The 23,795-nt window shown below is 30.8% G+C and carries 28 protein-coding genes; 18 read left to right on the forward strand and 10 right to left on the reverse strand.

The window, feature by feature from the left end:
- Nucleotides 1–47 precede the first annotated feature (47 nt).
- The gene (locus Q4528_RS09110) at nucleotides 48–596 is read left to right on the forward strand and encodes a biotin transporter BioY (protein WP_046467143.1); all 549 of its coding nucleotides are present in this window, start codon (nucleotides 48–50) and stop codon (nucleotides 594–596) included.
- A gap of 73 nt (nucleotides 597–669) precedes the next feature.
- Nucleotides 670–1,425, forward strand: a complete 756-nt coding sequence (locus tag Q4528_RS09115; protein WP_303521314.1) for a GNAT family N-acetyltransferase — start codon at nucleotides 670–672, stop codon at nucleotides 1,423–1,425.
- A 25-nt stretch (nucleotides 1,426–1,450) separates the two neighbouring features.
- On the opposite strand, the gene fdhD is transcribed toward Q4528_RS09115, so the two are convergent.
- Nucleotides 1,451–2,254, reverse strand: coding sequence for a formate dehydrogenase accessory sulfurtransferase FdhD (gene fdhD / locus Q4528_RS09120; protein WP_017638548.1), 804 nt, complete (start codon nucleotides 2,252–2,254; stop codon nucleotides 1,451–1,453).
- A gap of 187 nt (nucleotides 2,255–2,441) precedes the next feature.
- Between fdhD and modA the strand changes: the two genes are divergently transcribed.
- From modA to Q4528_RS09145, 5 genes are all read left to right on the forward strand, one after another.
- Complete coding sequence (modA, locus tag Q4528_RS09125) at nucleotides 2,442–3,227, forward strand: molybdate ABC transporter substrate-binding protein (RefSeq protein WP_017638547.1); 786 nt, start codon at nucleotides 2,442–2,444, stop codon at nucleotides 3,225–3,227.
- Between the two features lie 12 nt (nucleotides 3,228–3,239).
- Nucleotides 3,240–3,911 (forward strand): molybdate ABC transporter permease subunit, encoded by a 672-nt coding sequence (gene modB / locus Q4528_RS09130; protein WP_017638546.1) that lies wholly within the window; start codon nucleotides 3,240–3,242, stop codon nucleotides 3,909–3,911.
- Entirely contained in the window at nucleotides 3,912–4,517 is a 606-nt protein-coding gene (locus Q4528_RS09135; RefSeq protein WP_017638545.1) for an ATP-binding cassette domain-containing protein, read from the forward strand.
- 187 nt (nucleotides 4,518–4,704) lie between these two features.
- Nucleotides 4,705–5,709 carry a ThiF family adenylyltransferase gene (locus Q4528_RS09140; protein ID WP_046467189.1) on the forward strand — a complete coding sequence of 335 codons (1,005 nt, stop codon included), beginning with the start codon at nucleotides 4,705–4,707 and terminating at the stop codon, nucleotides 5,707–5,709.
- A gap of 20 nt (nucleotides 5,710–5,729) precedes the next feature.
- Nucleotides 5,730–6,233 (forward strand): MogA/MoaB family molybdenum cofactor biosynthesis protein, encoded by a 504-nt coding sequence (locus Q4528_RS09145; protein ID WP_046467144.1) that lies wholly within the window; start codon nucleotides 5,730–5,732, stop codon nucleotides 6,231–6,233.
- A gap of 68 nt (nucleotides 6,234–6,301) precedes the next feature.
- Here Q4528_RS09145 and moaC read toward each other — a convergent pair whose 3' ends face one another.
- Nucleotides 6,302–6,790: a cyclic pyranopterin monophosphate synthase MoaC gene (gene moaC / locus Q4528_RS09150; protein WP_046467145.1), complete on the reverse strand. Its 489-nt coding sequence runs from the start codon at nucleotides 6,788–6,790 to the stop codon at nucleotides 6,302–6,304.
- Nucleotides 6,791–6,848: 58 nt separating this feature from the next.
- Between moaC and Q4528_RS09155 the strand changes: the two genes are divergently transcribed.
- The 7 genes from Q4528_RS09155 (at nucleotide 6,849) to Q4528_RS09185 (ending at nucleotide 11,540) form a co-directional block, all read left to right on the forward strand.
- On the forward strand, nucleotides 6,849–8,108 hold the full coding sequence (locus Q4528_RS09155; protein WP_046467146.1) for a molybdopterin molybdotransferase MoeA: 1,260 nt from the start codon (nucleotides 6,849–6,851) through the stop codon (nucleotides 8,106–8,108).
- Nucleotides 8,105–8,575 carry a molybdopterin-guanine dinucleotide biosynthesis protein B gene (gene mobB / locus Q4528_RS09160; protein WP_046467147.1) on the forward strand — a complete coding sequence of 157 codons (471 nt, stop codon included), beginning with the start codon at nucleotides 8,105–8,107 and terminating at the stop codon, nucleotides 8,573–8,575. The genes Q4528_RS09155 and mobB overlap by 4 nt, the downstream gene beginning before the upstream one ends.
- A gap of 5 nt (nucleotides 8,576–8,580) precedes the next feature.
- Complete coding sequence (locus tag Q4528_RS09165) at nucleotides 8,581–9,027, forward strand: molybdenum cofactor biosynthesis protein MoaE (RefSeq protein WP_046467148.1); 447 nt, start codon at nucleotides 8,581–8,583, stop codon at nucleotides 9,025–9,027.
- A gap of 1 nt (nucleotide 9,028) precedes the next feature.
- Nucleotides 9,029–9,262: a molybdopterin converting factor subunit 1 gene (gene moaD / locus Q4528_RS09170; RefSeq protein ID WP_126567520.1), complete on the forward strand. Its 234-nt coding sequence runs from the start codon at nucleotides 9,029–9,031 to the stop codon at nucleotides 9,260–9,262.
- Between the two features lie 4 nt (nucleotides 9,263–9,266).
- Entirely contained in the window at nucleotides 9,267–9,872 is a 606-nt protein-coding gene (gene mobA, locus Q4528_RS09175) for a molybdenum cofactor guanylyltransferase MobA (RefSeq protein WP_046467150.1), read from the forward strand.
- A gap of 12 nt (nucleotides 9,873–9,884) precedes the next feature.
- Entirely contained in the window at nucleotides 9,885–10,907 is a 1,023-nt protein-coding gene (gene moaA / locus Q4528_RS09180; RefSeq protein ID WP_017638536.1) for a GTP 3',8-cyclase MoaA, read from the forward strand.
- A 282-nt stretch (nucleotides 10,908–11,189) separates the two neighbouring features.
- Nucleotides 11,190–11,540, forward strand: coding sequence for a SarA family transcriptional regulator (locus Q4528_RS09185; protein WP_017638535.1), 351 nt, complete (start codon nucleotides 11,190–11,192; stop codon nucleotides 11,538–11,540).
- 82 nt (nucleotides 11,541–11,622) lie between these two features.
- Here the strand turns inward: Q4528_RS09185 and Q4528_RS09190 are convergent, their stop codons facing one another.
- Nucleotides 11,623–12,828: an MFS transporter gene (locus tag Q4528_RS09190; protein WP_046467151.1), complete on the reverse strand. Its 1,206-nt coding sequence runs from the start codon at nucleotides 12,826–12,828 to the stop codon at nucleotides 11,623–11,625.
- A complete protein-coding gene (locus tag Q4528_RS09195; RefSeq protein ID WP_017638533.1) occupies nucleotides 12,825–13,259 on the reverse strand; it encodes a MarR family winged helix-turn-helix transcriptional regulator in 435 nt (144 codons plus the stop codon). Before Q4528_RS09195 ends, Q4528_RS09190 begins: the two co-directional genes overlap by 4 nt.
- A gap of 178 nt (nucleotides 13,260–13,437) precedes the next feature.
- Between Q4528_RS09195 and Q4528_RS09200 the strand changes: the two genes are divergently transcribed.
- The gene (locus Q4528_RS09200; protein ID WP_072291831.1) at nucleotides 13,438–14,199 is read left to right on the forward strand and encodes a VOC family protein; all 762 of its coding nucleotides are present in this window, start codon (nucleotides 13,438–13,440) and stop codon (nucleotides 14,197–14,199) included.
- Here Q4528_RS09200 and Q4528_RS09205 read toward each other — a convergent pair.
- Complete coding sequence (locus tag Q4528_RS09205; protein WP_046467153.1) at nucleotides 14,196–14,447, reverse strand: hypothetical protein; 252 nt, start codon at nucleotides 14,445–14,447, stop codon at nucleotides 14,196–14,198. The genes Q4528_RS09200 and Q4528_RS09205 overlap by 4 nt on opposite strands.
- A gap of 211 nt (nucleotides 14,448–14,658) precedes the next feature.
- Here Q4528_RS09205 and Q4528_RS09210 point away from each other — a divergent pair, with 211 nt between their 5' ends.
- Together Q4528_RS09210 and Q4528_RS09215 are read left to right on the forward strand one after the other, a co-directional pair.
- Nucleotides 14,659–15,909: a lipid II:glycine glycyltransferase FemX gene (locus tag Q4528_RS09210; RefSeq protein ID WP_017638530.1), complete on the forward strand. Its 1,251-nt coding sequence runs from the start codon at nucleotides 14,659–14,661 to the stop codon at nucleotides 15,907–15,909.
- A gap of 118 nt (nucleotides 15,910–16,027) precedes the next feature.
- A complete protein-coding gene (locus tag Q4528_RS09215; protein ID WP_046467154.1) occupies nucleotides 16,028–19,192 on the forward strand; it encodes an efflux RND transporter permease subunit in 3,165 nt (1,054 codons plus the stop codon).
- Between the two features lie 44 nt (nucleotides 19,193–19,236).
- Here Q4528_RS09215 and mspA read toward each other — a convergent pair whose 3' ends face one another.
- Complete coding sequence (gene mspA, locus Q4528_RS09220) at nucleotides 19,237–19,554, reverse strand: membrane stabilizing protein MspA (RefSeq protein WP_017638528.1); 318 nt, start codon at nucleotides 19,552–19,554, stop codon at nucleotides 19,237–19,239.
- Nucleotides 19,555–19,653: 99 nt separating this feature from the next.
- Nucleotides 19,654–19,821: an SE1832 family protein gene (locus tag Q4528_RS09225; RefSeq protein WP_017638527.1), complete on the reverse strand. Its 168-nt coding sequence runs from the start codon at nucleotides 19,819–19,821 to the stop codon at nucleotides 19,654–19,656.
- 127 nt (nucleotides 19,822–19,948) lie between these two features.
- Here Q4528_RS09225 and Q4528_RS09230 point away from each other — a divergent pair, with 127 nt between their 5' ends.
- On the forward strand, nucleotides 19,949–20,860 hold the full coding sequence (locus Q4528_RS09230; protein ID WP_046467155.1) for an AEC family transporter: 912 nt from the start codon (nucleotides 19,949–19,951) through the stop codon (nucleotides 20,858–20,860).
- Nucleotides 20,861–20,967: 107 nt separating this feature from the next.
- On the opposite strand, the gene Q4528_RS09235 is transcribed toward Q4528_RS09230, so the two are convergent.
- From Q4528_RS09235 to Q4528_RS09245, 3 genes are all read right to left on the reverse strand, one after another.
- Entirely contained in the window at nucleotides 20,968–21,759 is a 792-nt protein-coding gene (locus tag Q4528_RS09235) for a glucose 1-dehydrogenase (protein ID WP_046467156.1), read from the reverse strand.
- A 22-nt stretch (nucleotides 21,760–21,781) separates the two neighbouring features.
- Entirely contained in the window at nucleotides 21,782–22,645 is an 864-nt protein-coding gene (locus tag Q4528_RS09240) for a GRP family sugar transporter (RefSeq protein ID WP_303521325.1), read from the reverse strand.
- A 189-nt stretch (nucleotides 22,646–22,834) separates the two neighbouring features.
- On the reverse strand, nucleotides 22,835–23,728 hold the full coding sequence (locus Q4528_RS09245) for a GNAT family N-acetyltransferase (protein WP_070453648.1): 894 nt from the start codon (nucleotides 23,726–23,728) through the stop codon (nucleotides 22,835–22,837).
- Between the last annotated feature and the right edge of the window lie 67 nt (nucleotides 23,729–23,795).

Here is a 23,795-nt window from a genome sequence, read left to right on the forward strand (position 1 = left end):
AGTTTACATTAATGGTATAATCATTCTCATGTAAGGAGGATGAAATGATGAGTACAAAAGAATTAGTATTTACAGCTTTGATGGCAGCCATCATTTGTATTTTAGGTTTGGTACCACCAGTACCTTTACCAATTATGCCAGTACCAATTGTATTGCAAAATATAGGGATATTTTTAGCAGGAATAATGTTAGGAAGAAAGTTAGGAACTTTAAGTGTTGTTGTATTTTTACTGTTAGCTGCAGTAGGACTACCAGTGTTATCAAGTGGTAGAGGGGGTATCGGCGTTTTCGCAGGTCCTTCAGCAGGATTTTTATTCTTATATCCAGTTGTAGCTTTCTTTATCGGATGGATAAGAGACAAATATTTACATAAAGTAAACTTTATAACGCTATTAGTTGCTACTATTATCATTGGTGTACTTGGATTAGATATACTAGGTACCATTATAATGGGATTCATTATAAATATACCTATTTCTAAATCCATCGTATTATCATTAACTTTTATGCCTGGGGATATAGTTAAAGCAATTATTGCAAGCTTAATAGGAGCGACTTTACTTAATCACTCTCGATTCAAACAGTTGATAAAATAAAATCAGTGAAAGACAATGTTTCATATATAGAATCATAACAATTCTAATTATCTGCTGAGATGGGGTAATATTTATGAAGCATTTGACGATGTCTGATATATATTTGGAAGGTAATATTTTTTTAGAAGATTCAATGAAGACCGTTTATTTAACACCATCAGATGCACTTCAATTTCCCAACAATACTTGGTTATATCATCAGTGCCCATCACAAGTTCAATGGTTGAAAGATATTGAAACCCAAAAGGAAATGCATGTTGCACAAGGTTCCAATCACTTATCTTTTTACTTTCCTGAGAACGATCAACTTAATGAACAGTGGTTTGAACTGTTTAAAGAATTAGGATTTGAACTTGGTGTATTAGAATTCTATATCATTGAAGCAAATGACTTAGCCCAATTAAGTAGAAATCAAGATGTAAGATTAATCAAAGTAAATCGTACTAACTTAAATGATTATCTTGATATTTTCTATCAATTTTCATTACCATATGGCAAAAAATATGCTAAAAAAAATGTTGAAAAGATTAGACAAAACTTTGATAACATGAAAGCAACGCCTATGATTGGATATTTAGAAAATAAGCCAGTAGGTATTGTCGATGTGATAGAAAATAAAAATTCTGTAGAAATAGATGGATTTGGCGTACTTGAAAATTACCAAAGAAATGGTATCGGTCGTACAATGCAATCGTATATAGGGGAATTAGCAGGGCAACGCCCAGTTATTTTAGTTGCAGATGGTGAAGATACAGTTAAAGATATGTATTTGAAACAGGGTTATGTATATAGAAGTTTTAGATATCAAATATTAAAAGAAAATATATAAAAAGAGCTGCTGTTGATTTCAAACACTAATTGAAATCACCAGCAGCTTTTATACGTTCTGGATGGCTATATATATTAAAGTTACCGTCTCTAATAAATCCAACAGCAGTAATGTTTAAATCATCTGCTAATTGTACAGCTAATGTCGTTGGTGCTGATTTAGATAAAATAACGCCTACGCCAATTTTGGCAGCTTTAATTAAAATTTCCGAGGAAATACGACCACTAAATATTAAAATTTTATTTCTTACAGGAATATTATTTTGTATACAAAATCCAAATAATTTATCTAGCGCGTTATGACGACCAATATCTTGACGATGTTCAAAGAAGTTATCACCATCGCTAATAGCCGCATTGTGCAATCCGCCTGTCTGCTTAAATATTGTACTGGCAGTTTGTAAGCGAGTCATCATATTTAAAACTTGCTGAGGAGTAATAGTGATATTAGATAAGGATGTTTTAGCAGTAGCAGCATCGTTATGAAAATAAAATTCACGACTTTTACCACAACATGATGCAATCATTCGTTTACTAGAGTATTCGAATCGATCATTTAGCGATTTTGTTAGTTCAACATGGGCAAACCCTCTACTATCATCTATTTGTAATGATTTTAGTTCTGCTTTTTTTAATAATGCACCTTCTGATGCTAAGAAACCCAATACTAATTCTTCCATATTAGTAGGACTACAAATAACAGTTGCAAACTCTTCACCATTGACCATGATAGTTAATGGGAATTCTGTTACATAAGTATCTACAGTATCCTTTAATTCACCATTTTCAAATCTAATAATGTGCTGATTGGATGAAACATCTTTATTCATTTTGTAACTCCTTTATATCACTATAAATTCTATATTAGTGCGTTTTTCACAAAATATAAATAAATTTGCTTTGATAGTTATTTCAATTTAAAAAATTAAAGTATATAATCTACATATAGATATTAACTTCAAATAAAATATAAATCTATTAAATTTGAAGTGTAATGTACTTTAAGGAGGAATTTTTGTGAAGATTAAAAGTTTATTTGTGATTTTGTTAATGGGACTTTTGGTTCTAGCCGGATGTTCGAATTCATCATCGGATAATGGAAAGAAAAGTGAAAAATCTGACAGTAAAGATAAGAAACAAGAATTACAAATTTCAGCAGCAGCAAGTTTAACAGATGTTAGTAAAGAATTGAAAAAAGAATTTGAAAAAGATCATAAAGATGCTAAAGTTGATTTCAACTATGGTGGTTCAGGTGCTTTAAGACAACAAGTTGAATCAGGTGCACCAGTAGACGTTATTATGTCAGCTAACACAAAAGATGTTGATATCTTAAAAGATAAAAAGAAAGCGCATGATACATATAATTATGCCAAAAATAAATTAGTACTTATAGGCGACAAAGATAAAAATTATAAATCTGTTAAAGATTTAAAAGATAATGAAAAATTAGCTTTAGGTCAAATCAAAACAGTACCTGCAGGTAAATATGGTAAACAATACTTACAAGAAAATAATTTATGGGATGCAACAAAAGACAAAGTAGTTTACGCAAAAGACGTTAAACAAGTATTAAACTATGTACAAAAAGGTAACGCACAACAAGGATTTGTTTATAAAACAGATTTATATAAAAATAAAAAGAAAATTGATTCAGTAAAAGAAATTAAAGAAGTAAAATTATCAAAACCAATTACTTATGAAGCGGGAGCGACTTCTGATAAAAAATTAGCTAAAGAGTGGATGGAATTCTTAAAATCAGACAAAGCTAAACAAATCATCAAAGATTATCAGTTTTCAGCATAGGGATTGTTTTTAATGCCTGACTTAACTGCATTTTGGCTATCGATTCGAGTAGCAACTTTGAGTACATTGATTGTAATGGTACTTGGAATTATTGTATCAAGATGGTTATATCATCGTAAGAAACGATGGGTTAAAATCATTGAAAGTTTTATATTATTACCTATTGTTCTTCCGCCCACTGTAATGGGATTCATATTATTAATTATATTTTCACCACGAGGTATTGTAGGAAAATTCTTCAGTAATATATTGCATTTACCAGTAGTATTTACATTGACTGGAGCTGTTATTGCATCTGTTATTGTTAGTTTTCCACTGATGTATCAACATACAATTCAAGGTTTTAATAGCATTGATAAACGTATGTTGGATACTGCTAGAACAATGGGAGCAAGTGAAGGAAAGATTTTCTATAGAATAGTATTACCTTTATCTAAGCGTTATATATTATCAGGAATTATGATGAGTTTCGCCAGAGCTATCGGTGAATTCGGAGCAACTTTAATGGTTGCCGGCTATATTCCTAATAAAACCAATACGTTACCACTAGAAATTTATTTCTTAGTTGTTGAAGGAAAAGAAAATCAAGCTTGGTTGTGGGTGTTAGTTCTAGTAGCATTCTCTATTGTTGTTATTATGACAATCAATTTATTAAATTATGATAAGTTTAGGGAGCGTGATTAAATGTTGAATATTGATATTACACATCAAATTAATCAACGTCCAATTCATATTCACATTGAAGATCAGGTTCCCAAAATATATGCAATCCAAGGACCGTCTGGAATAGGCAAAACGACTATATTAAATATGATAGCCGGTTTAAAAAAACCAGATGATGGAATGATTCAAATTAATGATCGTGTACTAACCGAAACTGAAAAGCATATTGATATAAAAATTCAACAAAGACAAATTGGTTATTTATTTCAAGATTATCAATTGTTTCCACATCTCACTGTGAAACAGAATATTACATTTATGACATCTTCATCAGAACATATAGATAATTTATTAGAAACTTTAAATATAAAACATTTAATGAATCATTATCCAATCACCTTATCAGGTGGGGAAGCACAACGTGTTGCTTTAGCAAGAGCTTTAAGTATAAAACCAGATTTAATACTACTCGATGAACCATTTTCTAGTTTAGACGATCAGACTAAACGTGAAAGCATAGCATTAGTTCGAAAGATTTTTAATGAGTGGCAAATTCCTATTATATTTGTTACACATTCGAATGAAGAAGCCAAAGAACTTGCAGACGAAATGATTATGATTTCTTAAATATAATAAGTTATCAATTATTAATCAAAATTAATGAGAGTCAATTTTAATAAGTTCCTATCAGAGTAAACATTGAAAAATGAGAACTTTGATGGGAACTTTTTATGTTGAGGTTTTGTCACTTTGAGATACAAGATTTATAATAGAGATAACATACTTCAAGGGAGATTCAAAAATGAATCAGGAAATGAATCAAGATAGATATTCAAGACAGATGTTATATAAACGCATAGGTGTCGAAGGTCAACGTAGTATTAGTCAAAAACATGTGATGATTATTGGGATGGGTGCTTTAGGCACACATGTTTCAGAAGGTTTAGTAAGAGCCGGCATACAACAACTTACGATTGTTGACAGAGATTATATTGAATATAGTAATTTACAACGGCAAACTTTATTTACTGAGCAAGACGCACTTGATATGCTCCCTAAAGTCATTGCTGCCAAGAAACATCTAGAATCAATTCGACATGATGTGACAATCAATGAATTTGTCTCACACGTAGATGCTTACTTTTTAGATAAACATACATCTGGAATTGATTTAATCATTGATGCAACTGATAATTTTGATACAAGACAGCTTATTAATGATTTTGCTTATCAAAATTCAATTCCATGGATTTATGGGGGAGTTGTACAAAGTACTTATGCTCAAACTACCTTTGTTCCAGGAAAGACACCATGTTTTAATTGCTTATTACCACATTTACCTTCAATTAATTTAACTTGCGATACTGTAGGTGTGATACAACCGGCTGTAACAATGACAACTAGTTTTCAAATCACTGATGCATTGAAAATACTCACGCATCAAGATACTAATATTAAATTAAAATATGGTGATGTGTGGGAAGGATATCATCATGCCATTGGTTTTAAAAATATGCAAAATGACTCATGTTCTACCTGCGGACAATCACCTACTTATCCTTATTTGAATAATAGTCAACGTCAGTACGCAACATTATGTGGCAGAGATACAGTGCAATATATTAATAAAGATATTACCCAGGAAATGCTTATATCATTTTTAAATTCTCACCATATTCAATATAAACAAAATCCATATATGATTGTATTTTCATTTAAAGGTTATAGAATCGTAGCATTTAATGGAGGTCGATTATTAATACATGGATTAACTAGTCCTAACGAAGCTACTAAACTAATCAATCAATTATTTGGGTAAACATTTAAGGAGGAGAAATCATGCATCAACATATTAAACTGGATAGAGACATTGAAGTGGCAATTTTAACTGTATCGGACACAAGAGATTACAATACTGATAAAGGTGGACAACTTATTCAAACATTATTAGAAAATGAAAATGTTAATGTGAAAGATGACTATTATAAGATTGTAAAAGATAATCAGCAAGATATTCATGAACAACTTTCTACATGGTTAAAACAGAATGATATAGATGTCATTATAACGACTGGTGGGACAGGTATAGCACAAAGAGATGTGACAATTGAGGTTGTACGTCCTTTATTAGATAAAGAAATTGAAGGATTTGGAGAAATGTTTCGTTATTTAAGTTATACAGAAGATGTAGGTACGAGAGCTATTTTATCTAGAGCAATTGCAGGTACACATCAGGATAAACTGTTATTTTCACTTCCAGGATCAACTGGTGCAGTTAAATTAGCTATTGATAAACTTATTAAGCCAGAATTAAACCATCTAGTTCATGAATTAACAAAATAATATAAAAGAGGACTGAAGTCAAAGTTTCATTGCTTCAATCCCATTTAAGTATACAGTTATTTTATTTATTATTCTGGACGCTTGTAATCGCCTGATTTACCACCAGATTTAGCAGCTAAATAAGTTTGACCTATTGTCATTCCTTTATCAACTGCTTTCGTCATATCATATATTGTTAAAGCTGTTACCGATGCAGCAGTCAGTGCTTCCATTTCTACACCTGTTTTTCCAGTTGTTGATACAGTTGCTTTTATATGCAATTCGTATTGATTAGATTGATGAGTATCCCATTCAAAAGCGACGTCTATACCAGTTAATGGAAGCGGATGACACATTGGTATTATTGTAGAAGTATTTTTAGCTGCCATGATGCCAGCAATTTGTGCAGTATTTAATACGTTACCTTTAGCATTAGTATTTTGAACAATTTGTTGATAAATAGTTTCGTTTACTATAATACTGGAATAAGCGATTGCTGTTCGTTTTGTAATTTCTTTATTTGAAACATCAACCATTTTCGCATTACCCTGTTGGTTAATGTGTGTGAAATCTGACATATTAACCCTCCTTATCGATACAAGTATATCACGAAATAAATATTTTGGAGATGATCATATGACATTTGAAAAAAGAAGTCCAATTCCCGTTAAAGAAGCAATTCAACGTGTTGTAAAACAAGATATAAATTCTAGCAAAATTTCAGTTCCTTTAAATCAAAGTACTGGCCATATTTTAGCAAGTGACGTTGTAGCTACTTATGATATACCAAGATTTAATAAATCACCGTACGATGGATTTGCGATTAGAAGTCAAGACTCTATAGGAGCAAGTGGTGATAATCGAGTACATTTTAAAGTGATTGATCATATTGGTGCTGGTTCCGTGTCTGATAAAAAAGTTGGTGAACATGAAGCGGTAAGAATTATGACTGGTGCACAATTACCTGAAGGAACAGATGCAGTTGTCATGTTTGAACAAACTGTACAACAAGAAGATACGTTTTCAATTAGAAAGACGTTTGAACAACATGAAAATGTTTCATTGAAAGGTGAAGAAACACAGACTGGAGACATTGTTTTGAAAGCAGGACAACAAATCAATCCAGGAGCTATAGCTGTATTAGCAACATATGGTTATACAGATATTGAAGTATGGAAGAAACCAAGTATAGCTGTTATTGCGACAGGTAGTGAGTTACTAGAAGTGGAAGATGAGCTTCAACCTGGTAAAATTAGAAACTCAAACGGTCCGATGATTAAAGCATTAGCTGAAAAGTTTGGATTAAAAGTAGGTACTTATCAAATTCAGCAAGATGATTTACAAAGTAGTATTGAAGTCGTTAAAAAAGCGATGGATGAACATGACATTGTTATTACTACAGGTGGCGTATCTGTCGGAGATTTTGACTACTTACCTGAAATTTATCAAGCACTACATGCAGAAGTATTATTTAATAAAGTTGCAATGAGACCAGGAAGTGTAACAACTGTTGCAGTTGCTAATAATAAATACTTATTTGGTTTGTCTGGTAATCCTTCAGCATGTTTCACAGGATTTGAATTGTTTGTAAAACCAGCAATTAATCAAATGATGAACGCTAATGCAGTTTATCCTCAAATTGTTAAAGCTACATTAATGGAAGATTTTACTAAAGCTAATCCATTTACTAGATTTATACGTGCTAAAGCTACATTTACATCTGCTGGCGCTACAGTTATTCCATCTGGATTTAATAAATCAGGTGCAGTAGTCGCTATTGCTCATTCAAATTCTATGATTATGTTGCCAGGAGGAACACGAGGGTTTAAAAAAGGACACCTAGTAGACGTTATACTTACAGAATCATCTGCTTATGAAGAGGAATTGAATATATGATTCTTCAAATAGTCGGATTTAAAAATTCTGGAAAAACAACACTCATGATGCACACAATTAATAAATTGAAATCTCTAGAGTTAAAAGTTGCGACAATAAAACATCATGGGCATACTGGTTCGGATATTGAGTTACAAGGACAACATGTGGATCATATGAAACACTTTGAATCAGGAGCAGACCAAAGCATTATACAAGGGCATGAATATAGTCAAACTGTGACTAGAATTAATGAACAAAGCCTTTCAAAGATTATTAAAGACTCTGTTACAATTGATTATGACATCATTTTAGTTGAAGGTTTTAAGGATGAAAAATATGAAAAAATCATAGTTTATAACAGTGAATCACAATTGCAAAAGCTAAATCATTTAAACAATGTAGTTTATAAGATAAAATTAAATGAACCTAATGCTTATCAATTATTTGATGAATGGTTAATAAATAAAGTGACACATAAGGATTGAGTGTAATGAAACAATTTGAAATCGTTAAAGAACCAATTCAAATAGAGCCATATCGCGCATTTACACTAAACGAACATCAAGGTGCAATGGTGACGTTCACTGGACATGTTCGTGAATGGACTAAAGGAGTAAAAACTGAGTATTTAGAATATGAAGCTTATATTCCAATGGCTGAAAAGAAAATGGCTCAAATAGGTCAAGAAATAGAACAAAAATGGCCAGGTACTATAACAACTATAGTACACAGAATTGGTCCTCTTGAGATATCAGATATAGCTGTCTTAATTGTAGTATCGTCTCCTCATCGTAAAAACGCATATCATGCAAATGAATATGCCATAGAACGAATTAAAGAAATAGTACCAATATGGAAAAAAGAGATATGGGAAGATGGGGCTGAATGGCAAGGCCATCAAAAAGGCGACTATGATGAAGCTAATGGGAGGAAATAAATTGGAAGTACTTTACTTTGCAGAATTAAAAGATATAGCTAATCAACAGTCAGAAACAATAGATGTTTCAAAACCTTTAACGGTAGAAGCGTTTAAAGTGATGATTGTTGAACGTTATCCAGAAATGGCACATAAGCAATTTCAAATTGCAGTTAATGAAGAATTCGTTAAATTAACTGATAATATTAAACCTGGTGATACTGTAGCACTCATTCCACCAGTGAGTGGAGGATAAATAAATGAAAGCAATTATACTCGCTGGAGGACAATCAAGTCGTTTTGGGCGTCCTAAAGCATTTGCTTCAGTTGACGGACAAATGTTTTATCAGCGAATAGTGAATGTACTTAAATCAACAAATATGTTTAATGACATTATTATTAGTACGAATAGTCAACTTAAAAATGAATTTAAATATCAAAGTATAGTTGTAGATAAAGACAATTATAAAGGAAAAGGACCGTTAGCAGGAGTATTGTCAGTGATGGAACAATATCCGGATGAAGAATTGTTTTTCGTAGTGTCAGTTGATACTCCGATGATAAACGAAAAAGCCATAAATCAACTATATCAATTTATGATGTCTCATCTTATTGAAGATCAAATAGATATAGCAACGGTTAAGTCAAATGGATATATGATTCCGACGATTGGTTTTTATAGTCCTAAAACGAAAAATGTAATTGAACAAATTTTGAATTCTGATGATTATAGTTTTAAGAAACTGTATGAAGAAATGAATGTAGATTGGATTAATGTAGAAGACATCGATGCACCGTCATATTGGTATTATAATATCAACTCTCAACAAGATTTGGACACTTTAAAACAACAGTTAGATCAATAAGGAGGGTCCATTATGGTGGAGCAAATTAAAGATAAACTTGGTCGCCCGATAAGAGACTTAAGATTATCAGTCACAGATAGATGTAATTTCAGATGTGATTATTGCATGCCAAAAGAAATATTTGGCGATGATTTTGTCTTTTTACCTAAAGATGAATTATTGTCTTTTGATGAAATGGTCAGAATTGCTAGATTGTATGCTCAATTAGGAGTTAAAAAGATAAGAATAACAGGTGGGGAACCATTATTAAGAAGAAATCTTTACCAACTCATTGAGCAACTGAATCAAATAGAAGGCATTGAAGATATAGGTATGACTACTAATGGATTACTTTTAAAAAAACATGGTCAAAATTTATATAATGCAGGCCTTAGACGTATTAATGTGAGTTTAGATGCTATTGACGATGAAGTCTTTCAAGCAATTAATAATAGAAATATTAAAGCTTCTACAATATTAGAACAGATTGATTATGCGATTTCGATTGGTTTACAAGTTAAAGTGAATGTCGTTATTCAAAAAGGCGTGAATGATGATCAAATCATACCTATGATTGAATATTTTAAAGATAAAGCTATTGAAATAAGATTTATTGAATTTATGGATGTCGGTAATGACAATGGCTGGGACTTTAGCAAAGTAGTGAGTAAAGATGAAATGTTAAATATGGTTGAACAACATTTTGAAGTTGAGCCTGTAGAACCTAAATATTTTGGGGAAGTAGCTAAATACTATCGTCACAAAGATAATCAAGTGAAGTTTGGACTTATAACTAGTGTATCTCAATCATTTTGTTCAACATGTACGAGAGCCCGTTTATCCTCAGATGGTAAATTTTACGGATGTTTATTTGCGGATGTAGAAGGATTTGATGTTAAGAACTTTATGCGCTCTGGTGCAACAGACGAGGAATTATTAGAGCAATTTAAAGCACTTTGGCACATTAGAGATGATCGATATTCAGATGAACGAACAGAACAAACAGTAAAAAATAGAAAACGTAATAAGATTAATATGAACTATATTGGTGGATAGTATTAAATTTTAATTTAAATAAGTGGAAAAATAGAGTCATATTTATACAATCATAAAATCTTTTATAGATTATATGTGTCTCGTAATTTCAATACAATAACTTTTATATACTTTTCACTATTAAACATGTACTTTAAAATGTTGAATTTCTAAACAAAATTTAGACTTAAATTTAATATTTGTAATAGATAAAATGCTTACTATGTTATATAATAAAGTTAAGCAATTTAATTGTACAATACAAACATAACATCTAAGAATCAACATAGGAGGCATTTTAATATGAATAATAAAGTACAAGGGTTTATTGCATCTGAAAGAGAACTAAGTCAACTTAAGCACTGGTTAAAAACATCTTATCGCACTTCAATTGAAGAATTTGTCGTTTTATACAAAGTCTTTGAAGGTGAGAAGATTAGTGGTAAAGAATTAAGAGATACGTTACATTTTGAAATGTTATGGGACACAAGTAAAATTGATGTTATTATCCGTAAGATTTATAAAAAAGAACTTATTTCAAAATTACGTTCAGAAACAGATGAGCGACAAGTTTACTACTTCTTTAACGCAAAGCAAAAGAAATTAATGGATAAAATGATAAACGAAATCGAAGCAATTAGTATTGCAAACTAAATATATAAAATAAAAGCTAGAGACATCATCTTTAATGTGATGTCTCTAGCTTTTTAACTTTTTAATTTATTTGTAGTAACTACTATTCATATGAATATGTGTTTTTAACTTTTTTACCATGAACAAAGAAATATACAATTGTAGTTAGAATGCCTAAAATAGCCATTGCTCCATAAATTTGACTATATGAAATCATATGTGTAAATAAACCTAAGAATGAAGGACCGAAGCCAATACCAACATCTAATCCGATAAAGTAAGTTGATGTAGCTAAGCCATACTTAAATGAAGGTGATACTTTAATTGAAATAGCTTGCATTGATGAAGAAAGGTTACCGTAACCAATACCTAGTAATACACCAGAAAGTAATAATAATCCACTATTAAAACTAAACATTAAACAAATGAAACTTAGTATAAGAGCAATAAATGAAGGGTAAACGACTACATTTTCATTTTTACTATCCATTAAACGACCGGCAATAGGGCGTGTAACTAAAGAAGCCACTGCGTAGAAAATAAAGAAGTAACTAGCCGCACTGACTAAATCACGTTGCTCAGCAAAAGCTTGTAAGTACGTTAATATCGCTGCATAAGTAACACCAACTAGTAACATAACAATTGCAACTGGTACAGCTTCTTTAGCGATGAAATTGTGAATACTAAAGCCATTTGAATTTGTAGAATTTTGTTCTTTATTCGTAGGGTTAAAATCAATATTAATAAAGAACGATAAGATAAGTCCTAAAATACCTAACACAATACATAACGTGAATAGTAATGTGATAGAAAATGTATTTAGTAATAAAATACCAAAGAAAGGACCAACAGCAGTACCTAATACTAAACTTAATGAAAATAAGCTAATGCCTTCACTTTTACGTGTTTGTGGTGTGACATAAGCTGCGATAGTACCTGTTGCGGTTGTAGCAATTGCAGTTGCAATACCGTTGATTAAACGTACAAACATTAAGAAATAAATATTACCAGGAATAAAATACAATGCTTGAGTTATCACAAGACAGAAAAGACCAAACATTAAAATTCTTTTAGGACCAAATGTGTTTACATATTTACCAGTTCCAAAACGACCAATTAATGATCCCACAATAAATAACCCCACGACTAGTCCAGCTAAACTATCAGATGCATGATATTCAGATTTACTATAGCCTGCGATGACTACAATCAATAAATACATACATAAGTACACGAAAAAATTTATGATGAAATTAAGATTGAAGCGTTTAGTAAAGATAGGTGCTTTATTAGATGAAGTTTCACTCATTCTTGACTCTCCTTTAGTATTGTTTCATAAATAATTGACATTGAATTAGTAATTTCTGTCAGTTGTTGCTCATTTATACCAGATTTTTCAATAATTTCATCCTGTATTTCATTTACCTCTTTATTGATAGTTTCAAAAAATTGTCGACCTTCTTCAGTTAAACTTAACCATTTTTGTCGTTTATCATTTCCAGTAGTATAAGAAATTAATTCTCTTTCGAGTAAAACTTTAATAAATTTTCTAGCAGTCGGTTTTTCTATAGCACGACGATAAGATATATTAACTAAGGTCGTTGGTTGAAATTGCGCAATATCCTTTAAAACGAGCCATTGGCCAGTATGAATGTTATGTCGTTCTAATATAGGCTGAGTTAATTTAATATAAGGTCGATAAATACTAATAAAACTATTGAAAAATTTGTTGTTAATCATGAGCACACCTCAAAATTTATAATTTAGTTAGCTTAGCTAACCTTTTTGAAACACAAGATTCATTATAAAACTAAAAGCAATATTTTTCAATACCAATTTAAAGTAAGTTTTTAGAAGTATAATACTTCCAATTTTGTTAAAATAAGAACTGAGAAATGAATAAAAAGGGGACAAAAAGATGGATTTGAAATTTGATCATATCATTCATTATATTGATCAATTAGAGCAATTTAAGTTTCCAGGTAACCTTATCACGTTGCATTCAGGTGGAAAACACAATAAATTTGGAACATTTAATAAGTTATCGTATATAAATGGAAATTACATAGAATTTTTAGATGTAGAAGATCAAGAAAAATTGCAGAAATTAGCTAAAACTGAAGAGGGAAGAGTATCATTTGCTACTAAAATAGCTCAAGATCATTTTAAACAAGGATTCAAAACCATTTGTTTAAGAACAAATAATATAGACGCTATTAAGCAAACACTGGAAGAACGTAATATAGAAGTTATTGGTCCAGTAAATATGGAGAGAGAAACTAAAAAAGGTGAAAAGATAACTTGGCGACTTTTATATATTGCTGATCCTAGTTATATGGTTAAACCACCATTTTTCATACAATGGGATCAAGGTGAAGCTAATCGAGATGCACAGTTAGAACCTTTATATCAAACCCAATTCTCTATAGAGATGATAATAGTTACTACTAGTCAACGAGAAAAGACAGTACAAAACTGGCAAAATTGGTTTGATATGCAAGTTGTAAATGAAACTGATAAATACACTGATTTAATTTTAAAGGAAGATCAAATGTACTTTAGAATTGAAGAGGGTAAAGAATCTGGTTATCACACTGTCGTGTTTAAAGACGCTGAGGCAACATCACCATATTCAATATATATAAGAGGTGCAAAATATCGTTTTGAACCTAATAATTAATATAGATAAGTATAAGCACTTTGTATGATAATGGCGATATGGACAACTACAATAATAATCGAAGTAATACTTAAATACATGCTAAATTGAGTTGTTCTAATAAGTAAAAAGAACAATGATAAAACGAAACTAAATGCAGCCAGTATGACTCTTAAGCTAAAATATTGGACTGTTAAATCATTATTCAAACTAATGACAATGATAAGAGCGTTTAAGATGATAAATAAAATTAATAGCGTTGGACGCAATTTGAACACCTCTTTCGTAAGAATTTTAGTGTTTTATTATACCAATTTTAAAACTGCTTTAAAAATTATTTAGCTGAAATAAAATAACTTATAGGAATTAAAGAACATGTTTTTAATGTTGTTGTAGATTCATTTATGTGTTTTATCGACACTCATAGATAGACGTTGTATAATTATAGTTATTGTTAATAAAAAGGAGATATTATAAACCATGGAAAAGATGAATATCACTAATCAAGAACATGACGCATTTGTAAAATCTCATCCAAATGGCGATTTACTGCAACTTACGAAATGGGCAGAAACAAAGAAATTGACTGGATGGTATTCAAGAAGAATTGCGATAGGTGAAAATGGTGAAATTAAGGGCGTTGGACAATTATTATTCAAAAAAATTCCGAAACTACCATTTACATTATGTTATGTATCTAGAGGATTTGTAACTGATTACGATAATAAAGAAGCATTATCACAATTATTAGAAGAAGCGAAAAAAGTAGCTAAAGAAGAAAAAGCTTACGCAATTAAAATAGATCCAGACGTTGAAGTAGAACACGGTGCTGAAGCATTGAAAAATTTACGTAATTTAGGATTTAAGCATAAAGGATTTAAAGAAGGTTTATCTAAAGATTATATTCAACCAAGAATGACAATGATCACACCAATTGATAAATCTGATGAAGACATTATTCAAAGTTTTGAAAGACGAAATCGCTCTAAAGTGAGATTAGCATTAAAAAGAGGTACGAAAGTTGAAAGAGCTGGTAGAGAAGGATTAAAAACATTCGCACATTTAATGCAAATTACAGGAGAACGAGATGGATTCTTAACTAGAGATATTAGTTACTTTGAAAATATATATGATGCATTACATGAAGATGGCGATGCAGAATTGTTCTTAGTTAAATTAGAACCAAAACCAGTGCTTGAAACAGTGAATTCAGAAATTAAAGAATTAGAAAATGAAATTGAAAAACTTCAAAATAAAAAGCAAGATAAAAAAACACTAAATAAAATCAATGATGCTAATAATAAAATTAAAAAATCTCAAGATTTAAAAGATGATTTATTAAGACTTGAAAAAGAACATCCAGAAGGTATTTATTTATCAGGTGCATTATTAATGTTTGCAGGTAGTAAATCTTATTACTTATATGGCGCTTCATCTAATGACTTCCGAGATTTCTTACCTAATCATCATATGCAATATACTATGATGAAATATGCTCGTGATCACGGAGCTAAAACATATGATTTTGGTGGAACGGATAATAATCCAGACAAAGATTCAGACCATTATGGATTATGGACATTTAAAAAAGTATGGGGAACTTACTTAAGTGAAAAAATTGGTGAATTTGATTATGTTTTAAATCAACCACTTTACCAACTTATTGAACAAGTTAAACCAAAATTAACAAAAGCTAAAATTAAACTATCACGAAAATTAAAGCGTAAATAGATTTTTTATTATCTGAACGATTCTATAAATAAAGAACGTTCAGATTTTTTTAGAATCATTTTTTAAAGTAATAGAATATAGCACTATATATAAATTGATAAAAGGGGACACTAATTATATGATCAAAAAGTTATTGCAATTTTCTTTAGGCAATAAGTTCGCAATATTCTTGATGGTATTACTCGTTATTTTAGGAGGGGTGTATGCTAGTGCCAAGTTAAAACTTGAATTATTACCGGACGTAGAGAATCCTATGATCTCAGTTCAAACAACAATGCCTGGTGCCACACCACAAACTACTCAAGATGAGATTAGCAGTAAAATAGATAGTCAAGTTAGATCGATGGCATATGTTAAAAGCGTTAAAACTGAATCTATCCAAAATGCTTCAATTGTAACTGTAGAATATAATAATGATACAGACATGGATAAAGCTGAGGAACAGTTAAAAAAAGAAATTGATAAAATTAAATTCAAAGACGGGGTCAGTGATCCTGAATTAACAAGAAATTCTATGGATGCATTTCCTATCGTAGCTTATTCTTTAACAGATAAAGATAATGATTTAAAATCAGTAACTAAAAAATTAAACCAGCAACTTATTCCAAAATTACAAACAATCGATGGTGTTCAAAATGCTCAATTAAATGGCCAAACAAATCGTGAAGTAACATTAAAGTTCAAGCAAAAAGAACTTGATGAAAAAGGTGTTACAGCAGATGATGTCGAAAACTATTTAAAAACAGCGACTCGAGAAACGCCGCTAGGGCTTTTCCAATTTGGAGATACTGACAAATCTATCGTTGTCGATGGACAGTTTACATCAGTCAATGCACTGAAAAACTTAAAAATCCCTGCAACGATTGCCGGACAAGGACAAAGTAGTGATAGCAGCGACGATGGAGAGAGCGACAGCTTAATGCCATCTGATCAATCATCAGCGTCCGCTGGTAGTTCTAAACAAAGTTCATCAGGCTCTATGCCTACATTTAAATTAAAAGACGTAGCTAATATTACGGTTGGTGATGAACGTACATCCATTTCGAAAACGAATGGAAAAGATGCAGTAAATTTACAAATAACAAAAGCTCAAGATGCTAATACCGTTCAAGTTGCAAAAGATGTACAGAAAAAAGTAGATGAATTTGAAAAAAATAATAGTGAAATGAAAGCTATTAAAACGATGGATACTGCTAAACCAATTGAAGATTCTTTATATACAATGATTGAAAAAGCAGCATTAGGAACAATCGTAGCTATCGTAGTTATATTGTTATTCTTAAGAAATATACGAACAACAGCTATTTCAGTCATTTCAATACCAATGTCAATATTAATTGCACTCGTAGCATTGAAATTATCTAATGTGTCACTAAATATATTGACTTTAGGAGCATTAACAGTAGCTATTGGACGAGTGATAGATGATTCTATCGTTGTGGTTGAGAATATATATAGACGTTTATCTGATAAAAATGAACAACTCAAAGGTGATTCATTAATCATAAGCGCAACAACTGAAGTGTTTAAACCAATACTATCTTCAACATTGGTTACTATTATTGTATTCTTACCATTAGCATTTGTGTCAGGGTCTGTTGGTGAAATGTTCAGACCATTCGCACTCGCAATTACATTCAGTTTATTAGCTTCATTATTAGTTTCAATCACAGTAGTTCCTGCACTAGGTTCTACGTTATTTAGAAAAGGAATCCAAACTAAACCTCAAAAACAAAAGCATGGAGTAGTCAGTGAGGGATATCAAAAGGTATTAAATTGGTCACTTAATCATAAGTGGATCGTCATCATAATTAGTATTGTATTACTAGCTGGAAGTATTGGCTTAGGTGCTGCAAAATTAGGTACAAGTTATATTTCATCAGGTGATAATAAATTCATGGCGTTAACTTATACGCCTAAACCAGGTGAAACTGAAAAATCAGTGCTTGAACATGGTGAACAAGTTCAAAAATATTTAAAATCTAAAGATAAAGTTAACACTGTTCAATATTCAGTAGGCGGGCCAACACCATCTGATCCTACTGGTAGTACAAATAGTATGGCGTTGATGGTAGATTATGATAAAGATACGCCAAACTTTGAAGAAGAGCCAGATAAAGTATTAAAACATGTTGATTCATTTAAACATCCTGGTCAATGGAAGAACCAAGATTTAGGTACTGGGGCTGGAAATGATTCTATTGAAGTAACAGTTAAAGGTCCTTCAACAGATGCTATTAAAGGTACTGTTCATAAAATTGAAAGTACTATGAAAGATGTAAAAGGTATTAATAATGTTAAATCAGATTTATCTCAAACATATGATCAATATGAAGTAAAAGTTGACCAAAATAAAGCGGCAGATAATGGAATATCAGCTAGTCAGCTTGCGATGAATTTAAATGAAAACTTACCAGAGAAAACAGTTACAACAGTTAAAGAAAACGGTAAGAAAATAGATGTTAAAGTAAAACAAAACAAGCAAACTGATTGGTCACAAAGTAAATTAGAAAATATTAAATTGAAAAAACCAACAGGTGGTTCAATTAAATTAAGTGAAATTGCTAGTCTTAAAAAATCAACTACACCAAGTAAATTGACTCAAGAAGATGGTGATTATTCAACTACAGTTTCAGGTAAGATTACGACAAGTGATGTAGGTGGTACTTCACAAAAAGTAATGTCTAAGATTAATAAAATTGATAAACCACATAGCGTAAAAGTGAATGTTGGAGGCGCAACTGATGACATCAACTCTGCTATATCTCAACTTGCAATAGCTATGTTAGCAGCAATAATTATAGTGTATCTCATTTTAGTAATTACATTTAAAGGTGGATTAGCACCATTCACTATTTTATTCTCATTACCATTTACAATTATAGGGGTTGTATTATCACTTGTGATTACAGGTGAAACTATCTCAGTACCTAGTTTAATTGGTATGTTGATGTTAATTGGTATCGTTGTTACAAATGCCATTGTATTGATAGACAGAGTTATTAATAATGAAAAATCAGGCATGGATATGAAAACTGCTTTAATTGAAGCGGGAGGAACGAGAATTCGTCCTATATTAATGACAGCAATAGCAACTATAGGTGCTTTAGTACCGTTGTTATTTGGTGAAGATAGTTCTATCTTAATATCTAAGGGAATGGCAGCAACTGTTATTGGAGGACTAATATCTTCAACAATATTAACGCTTGTTGTTGTTCCAGTAATTTACGAAATTTTATTCACAATTAAAGATAAAATTTATCGTAAACTAAACAGAAAATAATTAAAAAAGCATCATTCCTTCAAAAAGGAATGATACTTTTTACTTTAGTATAAAATTAAAGTTAGAATGATATAAATCACGAACAAACCGATTGATAATATATTTAAAATATTAACGCCTTTATCATCATTCTTAAGTGTTTTAAATGCAGTAACTTCTACATTTCCAACTAAAAGTAGCAACACTATAAATACCCACCAGTTCTCACTAGGGAACTGCATCGTTGTAATTGCTACAACAAATAACAATAATATACCCATTATGATTCTTAAAATTCTAGTGAAAATTGAATTCATCTTGAATATACTTATGTAACTTACAATTAAGTATAGTAAAGGCAATAAAATTAAGTATAATTTCATGAGTTGACATCCTTTCTTTTCCGAATATATATTAGCACGTTCACATACTTATGACTAGGATGTCTAAAGAAATGTAGTTAAATTGTGACATGTAATTAATTATTGTTCATTTATTTGCTTTCTTACATTGGCCATTTCTTTCTCAATTTCTTCAAGCTGATTGACTAAAGGATCGATATTTTGATTTAATGACTCGCGCTTTTCTAAGTCACCTTGTAGTCTAGTATAATCATATTTTAGTTCTGTTAATTTACTTTCTAAATCCATTATACAATCGCTCCTTAAATTAAAGTATGATTAAATTATAGCATGAAACAAACTAGTTCTAAAATTTATAGCAAATGTGTTAAAGTTATCAATTGAAAGTGTTGAGATACGTGAAAGAAGGGCTAATATGACAGAACAATTTGTAATGATCATTCTTTTAATTGCTTTAGGCTATTTTTTAAAGCGTATTAATTATTTGAAAGCAACAGATAGCCAAGTGCTTTCAACAATAGTATTAAATGTAACTTTACCTTCTTTAGTTATCGTGAATTTAAATAAAGCTGATTTAAACCTATCATTTTCTATTTTGCCTATTATGATGATTATCTACGGTGTGGTCTCAAAAATAATTGTTATTTGGAGTTTCCGTAAATACGATAATCAAATGCGTGGTTCTGTTGGTATGATGATTGGAGCTATGAATATTGGATTATTTGCTTATCCATTAGTAGATGCTATATGGCCAAGTAAGGGAATGGTTTATTTTGGCATGGTTGATATTGGTGGCGCAGTTATTATGTTTGGTCTCACTTACTTTGTTGGAAGTTACTTTAGTGAGGGAAGTGACCAATTCAATTTTAAATTCTTAGTTAAGAAATTAATTCAATCTGTACCACTGGTTACTTATATTGTTATGTTTATACTTAATATGGCGAATATTCATTTACCTAAAGTGTCTATTGATTTCTTTTCAATTTTAGGAAAAGCTAATATGCCACTATCTATGATTTTATTAGGCGTAATGTTGAACTTTACTATTGAAAAAGCTTATTTACCTGCAGCAATCAAATATCTTTCTCTTCATTATGGAATTGGTCTTATTGCTGGATTAATTGTATATTTCTTCTTACCAGTTTCAGATCAGATGATTAAAACGACATTGCTTATCACATGGTTATTACCAGTTGGTGTGGCAATTATTCCTTATTCAATACAATTCAAATATAAAACACTACCCTTAATAGGGATGGTAACTAATTTATCTATTGTTATAAGTATTGTTATTATATATGTTTATCAAGCGTTCTTTGTTTCATAATAAATAGAAATAGTTATTTATATATATAAAGCCATGCAATTCATGAGTACACACTACATTAATTTAATGTATGTTACACATGAAAATTGCATGGTTTATTGTTTGACTTAGCCTTTACCTCCCATGAAAGCTGGATAGTTTGTCATACCACCATCTACATAAATAGTAGTTCCGTGGATATAACTAGCTAAGTCTGATGCTAAGAATAATGCAGCATTAGCGATATCTTGAGCATCTCCAATTTCTCTAGCTGGAATCATTTCTAATGTTTCCTCACGAGTTTTTGGATCAGAGAATTTTTCTTTAGTATGTTCAGTAACAACAGCTCCAGGGGATATATTATTAATACGAATTCCATATTGTGCATATTCCATTGACATGGTTTCCATCATTAATTTTAATCCACCTTTACTTGAAGCATAGTGAACATAATTTGGCCATGGAATAGTATCATGAACACTTGAAGTATTAATAATAACACCTTTTTTATCTTCTTTTCTGAAGTGTTTTACTGCTTCACGTGAACCTATAAACGCACCTGTTAAGTTGATATCTATCACTTTTTGCCATTCTTCAATCGTCATTTCATGCGATGGTGTTGCTTTTTCAAAACCAGCATTGTTAATCATGATATCTAAAGTACCGAAATGGTCTACAGATTGATTGATTAAATTAATGACATCTTCTTCTTTAGCCATATCTCCTTGAACGAGTAACGCATCTCCACCAGCTTGTTTGATGATATTTACAGATTCTTGTAATGATTCATCGTGTTTATCTGAACGATAGTTAAGTACGACTTTTGCTTTGGCTTTACCAAAATTTTCTGCAAAAGACTTACCAATACCACTACCAGCTCCTGTAATGATAACAACTTTATTTTCTAATTCTTTAAACATGGAAATGCCTCCTAAAAATGTTTTATTTTAGGTTACCTAAAATAATTGCTGCAATAATGATGAGTATGATACCTGACCAAATACCCATCATCTGACGACGGTCTTTTTTCTCTCCTAAAATAAAAATGCCACCAAGTGTAGATACGATAACTAATAATTGAGATAATGAAAAACTAGTTGCAACACCTACTTTAGGTTGAGAATAGAACATAAATAAGTTACCAATTGCCCATACAATACCAGGAATTAAATTGAGGGCAGTAGACTTGATAGACGTTTTGTGATTCATTGAAAGAATGAAACCGCCAATAGCCATACCAACAGATTGGAAGAATAGTGCTTTTGTACCACTTACATTGAAAATGTCTCCTAACACGACATAGCCAACATAACCTACTGTTGAAATTAGAAGGATACCCATTGCTTTTTTAAATTCAGGATCATTTGATTTACCTTCATTTTTAGCTTTTAATGATGTTAATGCGATACCTGAAACTAATAAGACCATAGAAATCAGTCCGAATACGACTTGTATCATTGTGCTCCATTCGCCTAGGAATATAACACTAAATAAAGTAGTACCAACTAATTGCATACCAGTAGAAATTGGCATTGTTTTTGAAACACCAATTAAATTAACAGATTTTAATTGGTTACCTTGACCAAATGCCCATAATGCACCTGAGAATAATCCAACAATAATAACAGTTAAATCATCAAATGCTGCATTACCTGTTAGTAATAAAATAATACCAACAATGAGTGCACCTAAAGTAGTACCTCTAATTTGATTATAGGGGCCTCCACCTACGAATACATTGATTATTACAACACTACCCCAAAATACTGCAGGTAATAATGCTATTAAAATATCAAGAAACTGCATATGTTTCTCACTCTCCTAAATAAACGAATTAAGTGCTTCCCCTTTAATAACACTTGAAGTTAATTCTAAAACAATTAAGTTGAATAGTAAAAAACATCGGCTTATTTTAGAAAAGTAAAAAGGGGAGTAGGACCGAAATAAATTTTGGAAAATTATTATTTCAGTCCTACTCCCAAGTTTAATCAATAATTAAGTTTCTGGATTAGTAGCATTTTCATGAATGTATTGTGGTTCTAATTTATACTTTTTATATTCATAATTAGTAGTAAATCCAAGTTCATTAAAACGTTCTACGAGCTTACTATTTTTGTTTCGAATTTTAAAATAAACTTTATGCAGTTCATAATGAGAAAAAGCGTAATGCAAAGCATACTCCAATAAATCAAAAGCAATTCCTTTCATTCGATAATCTATGTGAGAACTGAAATATTTAATTTCTGCTTTAGATTTTTGAGGATTAACATGTAGATATAAATAACCTTTTAAAAGTCCTTCGCTTACAAAAAGAAATAGCTTATTATTTTCATCTAATGTATTAACAATATCATCTGCTTTCATTGCATCATGTTTAAATGTCTTATGATGCATTTTTGCCAATGCTCTATGGAAACCTTTTTGATATTCTATAATATTTTGTTCATTTTCTAATTCCCCAATATCTTGATGTGCCTCTAAATAATAATCAGTAAAATTATAACTTGCTTTTATTTGCTTAATAAAAGGTTTATAAGTTTGAACGCCTTCTTCAAATGAAAAGTTATATATAGCATTATCAGGTTGATTTTCTGTCATTGCATTGAATAGGTTTTGAAATAACTGTGGAGTGACGTCAAAATTTGGCTCTATAAAAGGGCCAATTATTTTAAACTTATGCGTTTCATAAGAAATCGCAATGATTAATGCTTTTATTTGATTATTATCAGAAATGGCAAAAGCGCCAGGAGTTTTAATTGCTTCTTCTAATAAATGATCAAATTCTGCAAATTGTTGAGGTATTTTATATAAATAGGAAGTTACTTGGTAATCAGCAGTTTCAATAAAAGCTTTTATTTTTTTAGGGTCCTTCAACTGAATAATATCCATGTTCTTACCTCCGTACCGTATTTATTAATTTAATTATATGAGTAATTGCATTGAAATGAAAGTTAAT

This window comes from Staphylococcus pasteuri (assembly GCF_030547725.1).
GTDB classification, from domain to species: Bacteria; Bacillota; Bacilli; order Staphylococcales; family Staphylococcaceae; genus Staphylococcus; species Staphylococcus pasteuri.

Excerpts from the sequence above, each read along its gene's own strand:
- mspA (WP_017638528.1), bottom strand. The coding sequence starts at position 19,554 with ATGAAATTATACTTAATTTTATTGCCTTTACTATACTTAATTGTAAGT.
- modB (WP_017638546.1), top strand. The coding sequence starts at position 3,240 with ATGCCTGACTTAACTGCATTTTGGCTATCGATTCGAGTAGCAACTTTG.
- Q4528_RS09210 (WP_017638530.1), top strand. The coding sequence starts at position 14,659 with ATGGAAAAGATGAATATCACTAATCAAGAACATGACGCATTTGTAAAA.
- Q4528_RS09140 (WP_046467189.1), top strand. The coding sequence starts at position 4,705 with ATGAATCAAGATAGATATTCAAGACAGATGTTATATAAACGCATAGGT.
- Q4528_RS09190 (WP_046467151.1), bottom strand. The coding sequence starts at position 12,828 with ATGAGTGAAACTTCATCTAATAAAGCACCTATCTTTACTAAACGCTTC.
- Q4528_RS09145 (WP_046467144.1), top strand. The coding sequence starts at position 5,730 with ATGCATCAACATATTAAACTGGATAGAGACATTGAAGTGGCAATTTTA.
- Q4528_RS09215 (WP_046467154.1), top strand. The coding sequence starts at position 16,028 with ATGATCAAAAAGTTATTGCAATTTTCTTTAGGCAATAAGTTCGCAATA.
- Q4528_RS09185 (WP_017638535.1), top strand. The coding sequence starts at position 11,190 with ATGAATAATAAAGTACAAGGGTTTATTGCATCTGAAAGAGAACTAAGT.
- fdhD (WP_017638548.1), bottom strand. The coding sequence starts at position 2,254 with ATGAATAAAGATGTTTCATCCAATCAGCACATTATTAGATTTGAAAAT.
- Q4528_RS09165 (WP_046467148.1), top strand. The coding sequence starts at position 8,581 with ATGAAACAATTTGAAATCGTTAAAGAACCAATTCAAATAGAGCCATAT.
- Q4528_RS09110 (WP_046467143.1), top strand. The coding sequence starts at position 48 with ATGAGTACAAAAGAATTAGTATTTACAGCTTTGATGGCAGCCATCATT.
- Q4528_RS09135 (WP_017638545.1), top strand. The coding sequence starts at position 3,912 with ATGTTGAATATTGATATTACACATCAAATTAATCAACGTCCAATTCAT.
- moaC (WP_046467145.1), bottom strand. The coding sequence starts at position 6,790 with ATGTCAGATTTCACACACATTAACCAACAGGGTAATGCGAAAATGGTT.
- Q4528_RS09240 (WP_303521325.1), bottom strand. The coding sequence starts at position 22,645 with ATGCAGTTTCTTGATATTTTAATAGCATTATTACCTGCAGTATTTTGG.
- moaA (WP_017638536.1), top strand. The coding sequence starts at position 9,885 with ATGGTGGAGCAAATTAAAGATAAACTTGGTCGCCCGATAAGAGACTTA.
- Q4528_RS09155 (WP_046467146.1), top strand. The coding sequence starts at position 6,849 with ATGACATTTGAAAAAAGAAGTCCAATTCCCGTTAAAGAAGCAATTCAA.
- mobA (WP_046467150.1), top strand. The coding sequence starts at position 9,267 with ATGAAAGCAATTATACTCGCTGGAGGACAATCAAGTCGTTTTGGGCGT.
- Q4528_RS09195 (WP_017638533.1), bottom strand. The coding sequence starts at position 13,259 with ATGATTAACAACAAATTTTTCAATAGTTTTATTAGTATTTATCGACCT.
- Q4528_RS09225 (WP_017638527.1), bottom strand. The coding sequence starts at position 19,821 with ATGGATTTAGAAAGTAAATTAACAGAACTAAAATATGATTATACTAGA.
- Q4528_RS09200 (WP_072291831.1), top strand. The coding sequence starts at position 13,438 with ATGGATTTGAAATTTGATCATATCATTCATTATATTGATCAATTAGAG.
- Q4528_RS09230 (WP_046467155.1), top strand. The coding sequence starts at position 19,949 with ATGACAGAACAATTTGTAATGATCATTCTTTTAATTGCTTTAGGCTAT.
- Q4528_RS09245 (WP_070453648.1), bottom strand. The coding sequence starts at position 23,728 with ATGGATATTATTCAGTTGAAGGACCCTAAAAAAATAAAAGCTTTTATT.
- mobB (WP_046467147.1), top strand. The coding sequence starts at position 8,105 with ATGATTCTTCAAATAGTCGGATTTAAAAATTCTGGAAAAACAACACTC.
- Q4528_RS09115 (WP_303521314.1), top strand. The coding sequence starts at position 670 with ATGAAGCATTTGACGATGTCTGATATATATTTGGAAGGTAATATTTTT.
- Q4528_RS09235 (WP_046467156.1), bottom strand. The coding sequence starts at position 21,759 with ATGTTTAAAGAATTAGAAAATAAAGTTGTTATCATTACAGGAGCTGGT.